At 54.5% G+C, this 4,680-nt stretch carries 4 protein-coding genes; 1 reads left to right on the top strand and 3 read right to left on the bottom strand.

Annotated elements, in window-relative coordinates; translation table 11 throughout:
• Positions 1–706 precede the first annotated feature (706 nt).
• The gene (locus ACF8AM_RS11610) at positions 707–1,501 is read left to right on the top strand and encodes an HPP family protein (RefSeq protein ID WP_392555790.1); all 795 of its coding nucleotides are present in this window, start codon (positions 707–709) and stop codon (positions 1,499–1,501) included.
• A 61-nt stretch (positions 1,502–1,562) separates the two neighbouring features.
• On the opposite strand, the gene ACF8AM_RS11605 is transcribed toward ACF8AM_RS11610, so the two are convergent.
• From ACF8AM_RS11605 to ACF8AM_RS11595, 3 genes are all read right to left on the bottom strand, one after another.
• Positions 1,563–2,978 carry a sigma-54-dependent transcriptional regulator gene (locus tag ACF8AM_RS11605; protein WP_392555789.1) on the bottom strand — a complete coding sequence of 472 codons (1,416 nt, stop codon included), beginning with the start codon at positions 2,976–2,978 and terminating at the stop codon, positions 1,563–1,565.
• A 2-nt stretch (positions 2,979–2,980) separates the two neighbouring features.
• Complete coding sequence (locus tag ACF8AM_RS11600; RefSeq protein WP_392555788.1) at positions 2,981–4,213, bottom strand: nitrogen regulation protein NR(II); 1,233 nt, start codon at positions 4,211–4,213, stop codon at positions 2,981–2,983.
• Positions 4,214–4,460: 247 nt separating this feature from the next.
• The coding region (locus ACF8AM_RS11595) for a hypothetical protein (protein WP_392555787.1) at positions 4,461–4,680 on the bottom strand (220 nt) is incomplete at its 5' end.

Below are 4,680 nucleotides of genomic sequence, written 5' to 3'. Positions count from 1 at the left end.
CATAACCCGTAGCGTCAGCGAGGGAAAAACGATGTTGACTTCGCCTCGCTGACGCGTCGGGTTATGAAGAAGCCAATGCCTCACGCAAAATCGCAACTTGAAAATGCGTCAGCGAGGCCCCCCAGTTCCCACCACGCAAGTTTTGAAGTTGCGCTTTTCTCAAAACCCGATGCGTCAGCGAGGGACAAACGATGTTGACTTCGCCTCGCTAACGCGTCGGGTTATGAAGAAACCAATGCCTCACGCAAAAACGCAACTTGAAAATGCGTCGGCGAGGCCCCCCAGTTCCCGCCGCGCAAGCAAGGCCGCAATGGTCGCATCTCATCGCTTGCCGCCTGTCGCCGCTCCGCGGTTGTTCGATCCCGCAAGACACTCAACCAGTCGCGGAGCAACGGCAGTCGAAAGGCTTGGGGCTTCAGCTCAAGGTCAGATCTTCGTGCGAACTTGGTCCGTGATACAGCGAACGAGGTAGGGCAGAGACTTTTTCCAGGTTACTGCTGGCGAATTCTGTGACGAAACAATCAAGCTGTCTTGTTCAGCCACGTTTGCATGTGACGGAGCGCTGGAACCAGGCAATTGCATGGGCTCCGCTTGACGTGAATTGCATTTCTCCTACTCTGATTGCCCAATCAGAACAGCGACCCACCATGAGCGGACATGGCACGGCACTGCGTTTGATTGCTACGCGATCCAACGTGAATTCGACATGCTCGGAAGCAAATGGTTAGGCGTCGAACTGGTGCAGGTCAGCTTGCAAGAGAAGCTGATTTCAGCAATCGGTTCCGGCTGCGCCATCTACATGGTCTTCTATCTGACCAACCTCTTCCTACCTTCCATAGCGACTGCTGGCGTGGTCGCATCGATGGGAGCCAGTGCGGTGCTGCTGTATGCGATTCCCCACGGGCCGCTGTCTCAGCCCTGGCCATTGATTGCGGGGCATGGTCTTTCTGCCTGCATTGGCGTCACCTGCTGTCAATGGATCAGTCATCCAGCGATTGCGGCTGCCTTTGCGGTGGGGATTTCGATTGGTGTGATGTACCACCTGGGATGCATCCATCCACCGGGCGGCGCGACCGCTTTCACTGCCGTGATGGGAGGCGAAGCGATTCAAGAACTGGGATACACCTATGTTCTGTGTCCTGTTTTGACCAACGTCTTCTTGATGCTCTTACTCGCTGTTGGGATCAACGCGCCGTTTCGTTGGCGACGCTATCCTGCTGGTCTGTTCCGCACCTTCGATAGTGCAGAAGAGGAAGACAACGAACTGAAACGCCCGACTCACGCAGAGGTTCTCGCCGCGATCCGTTCATTGGATGCGTTTGTGGATGTCAGCGAGGATGACCTGATCCACTTCGTTCGAGAACTCGGCATCACAGATTCTGACAGGGGCGATCAACAAAGTGATTCGGTGCACAAGGTGACCTTGCGAGCGAGGGAGGATCGCTCGCTTGAGTTGACGGAAGACTCTGAAGCCGAACATTCGCGATTCCCCAGTCGATGAATGGAGGAGGACGGATCGAATATGCGTACCGTCGCGATGCCTTCGGACTTCCTTGTGTCAGTCAACGACGAAAATCATTCGCGTCGATGTGATGTCGTTTCAGCAACTTGTTCATGCCCTGTCGTGATAGCCCAGCCTGGCGGGCCGCACTGGCGATGACGCCGTGATGCTTCTCGAGGATTTTCATCAGATACGCTCGGTCAGCGCTGTCGAGTGCCTCATCGCGAGAGACTTCCGTGAGGTCTTGGATGCCTGGCAGCGGATCGTTGATGGCTTCTCGTACAGGCAGTGGAAGATCGTTTGGAGTGATCACTGGCCCGCTCGCGAGAGCAACGGAACGCTCGAGAACGTTCCGTAGTTCTCGGATATTGCCCGGCCATTGATATCGTCGAAAACACTCACAAGTTTCCTCGGCCAAGGAATGCCGGGAAACATCGTTGCCCTGATACTTCTTTAGAAAGGCTTCCGCGAGCAGAATGACGTCATCTCCACGTTGTCGAAGCGGCGGCAGTTCAATGTGAACCACTGCCAGTCGATAGTACAGGTCATGGCGAAAACGGTCCGCTTTGACTTCCTCTTGAAGATCGCGATTCGTTGCGCACACAAACCGTGTGTCAACGCGAATCGTTTGGCTGTCTCCGACGGGAGTGAAGGTCTGCTCTTGGATCACTCGCAGAAGTTTGGCTTGCGAAGACAACGGCAACTCACCGAGTTCGTCGATAAATGCTGTGCCGCCATCGCACGAGCGAAGCATTCCCGGTTGGTCCTTGACCGCTCCGGTGAACGAACCCTTGATATGGCCAAAGAGAGCTGACTCAAACAGCGATTCCGGAATCGAAGTGCAATCGATGACTTGCAACGATTTTTCACGTCGATGGCTCAGATCGTGGATCGCGTTGGCGATGACTTCTTTGCCCGTCCCACTTTCACCGGTGATCAATACATTGGTCTCGCTGGGCGCGACGCGTTCCACGATCTCTAACACCTCCTGCATTTGAGGGCTGTTCCCTACAATGCCTTGAATCACGGTTGGAGACGAAGAAGGGCAGCCAGCCCCTTGGCCATCGTACGAGGATGACGCAGGCGAGGCATTTGCCTCTGACCGGGGCGGACTGGAAAGCGAACGTTTGACCGCGGTCAGCAGTTCTTCCAACTTGACCGGCTTGAGCAAGTAGTCCGTGACACCGAGCCGCACGCTTTCGATCGCCGAAGGCAACGAGGGGGCACCCGTGACGACTATCATCGGAACGTGATTGTGTTTCGTCCGACCTTCCTTCAAGAGCTCCAACTTGAGGTTGCCGGGCATATTCAGATCCGACAGGATGAGATCGAACTTGTGTTCGTTCAAAACGGTGATCGCATCGTTGGCGTCCTCCACGCAGACGCATTGATATCCTTCTTCCCGCAAAAACTCCGCCGTCGTTTCGCGATAAAACGGTTCATCGTCGGCAATTAAAATGCGTTGTTGGAGTTCCATGTCTAATCCTCATCCTCCTCGGTGTGCAAACATCGCGGAAGCAAAACACAAAACTCGGTGCCTTCTCCGACGCTGCTGGTGACTTTGATTTTGCCCTGCATCGCCTCGACCAATCCTCGGGTGACGGACAGTCCCAACCCCATCCCCTGGCCAACCGTGGTGGCCTTGGTGCTGAAGAACGGATCGAAGATCGACTCGATGATATCAGGCTCAATTCCGCAGCCATTGTCAATGACTTTCACCACCAGTTGTTCATCAACCTGAGACAGTTCCACGCGGACAATTTGACCGGGCGACGATGCTTGAATCGCATTGTGGATCAGGTTCAAAAGAATTTGCTTCAGTTCTCCTTCTCGCAAACGCACCTGATTGCGGTCGAGAGTGTCGGTCGCATCCAAGTGTTTGCAGTCCTGCACCACTTTCACTTGCCACTTTCGCGACATCGGCAGGCAAAGCGAACGGAGATCCTCGAGGCAACGATGGATGTTGAAGACGACCGCTTTTTGTCGCGTCGGACAATACAACTGATACATCTGGTGCGTGATGCCACGGATTCGTTCGATCTCCTTGTCGATCAAATCAAGTTTGTCGTAATGCTTGACTCGGCGAGGCAGATGCCGTTTCAACAAGGCAAACGCGTTGCGAATCCCTGCCAGAGGATTGTTGATCTCATGTGCGACCCCGGCTGCCAATTCCCCCAACGCGGCCAGCTTTTCCATGTTGAGACGATGTTGTTCGAGCTGAGCGATCTTCGCCGTGCGAGCTTGGACAAGTTGTTCCAATCGTTCGTTTTGCAAACGCAGTTGTTCCCTCATTCGCCGGCGTTCTGTGACATCCCGAACGCTGGCACGAAACCCGAGTGACTGGCCTTCTCGACTGATCCTTGGTTGCCACGATACTGCCATCCACAGTGTCGCACCGTCCTTGTGCAAGACGCGAAACTCAATGTTGTCACCGGTTGTCCCTGTTGCTGCCTCCTTCATTTGGTTCGACATCCGCTCTCGGTCTTCTGGCACAATCAGCGGCAACGGATAATCGCTCATCTGCAGACATTCATCCGGCGTGTATCCGGTGTATCGCTGCACCGCTCGATTGACCCACAAGATTTGCCCAGTGGAAGACAACCAGCTCTCCCAGTCGACGGTGCTCTCTGCAATCGCACGGAAGAACTCTGGCGGAATCGGTTGTCCCGAACTCGGTAGCGAGCGTGCGAATTGGTCGTGTTGAAAGCTCATTCTGCCATCATAGTGCAAGGAAGAAATGTCAGAAGAGGCATCTGAGCATTGATGTTGACCGGCTTTGCAAAATGGAACCTAGTGGTTTGTTAAAGCTAAAAGTGAGGGTTGATCGTAGTGGGCGAGGCGGCGGGGGCGTGGTTTTTTGTTTGGGGCGGGGGCGCGTTGTCGTTGGTTTTTCCCCCTGTACCGCACTCGCGGCCTGGCCCACTACCCTAAAAATAGGTCGTGACAGACCACTAGCCTCCTACGCGTGAACTCCAGTTTCCAGGCCGACAACGTGTGTTGACGCTTGGCGACATTTGATGACCTGCACCATTTTGCTTTGTGACGCCGTTTTGAATCCAATGAACAGACGTTTGGCAGTGACACGCGTTGACATGTAAGAAACTCGTGACCAAACCGGAATCAATTGGACGCCTAGGATCGCGGAACCGTTCGCAGCAAGCGAATTTTGCTGGCCAGTC

The sequence above is a fragment of the Rhodopirellula sp. JB055 genome (genome assembly GCF_043100905.1).
GTDB lineage: Bacteria > Planctomycetota > Planctomycetia > Pirellulales > Pirellulaceae > Rhodopirellula.
This window is presented reverse-complemented; position numbering and strand designations above follow the sequence as displayed.

Bases quoted from the DNA above. Each gene is read 5' to 3' on its own strand.
- ACF8AM_RS11610 (WP_392555790.1), top strand. From the start codon at position 707: ATGCTCGGAAGCAAATGGTTAGGCGTCGAACTGGTGCAGGTCAGCTTG.
- ACF8AM_RS11605 (WP_392555789.1), bottom strand. From the start codon at position 2,978: ATGGAACTCCAACAACGCATTTTAATTGCCGACGATGAACCGTTTTAT.
- ACF8AM_RS11600 (WP_392555788.1), bottom strand. From the start codon at position 4,213: ATGAGCTTTCAACACGACCAATTCGCACGCTCGCTACCGAGTTCGGGA.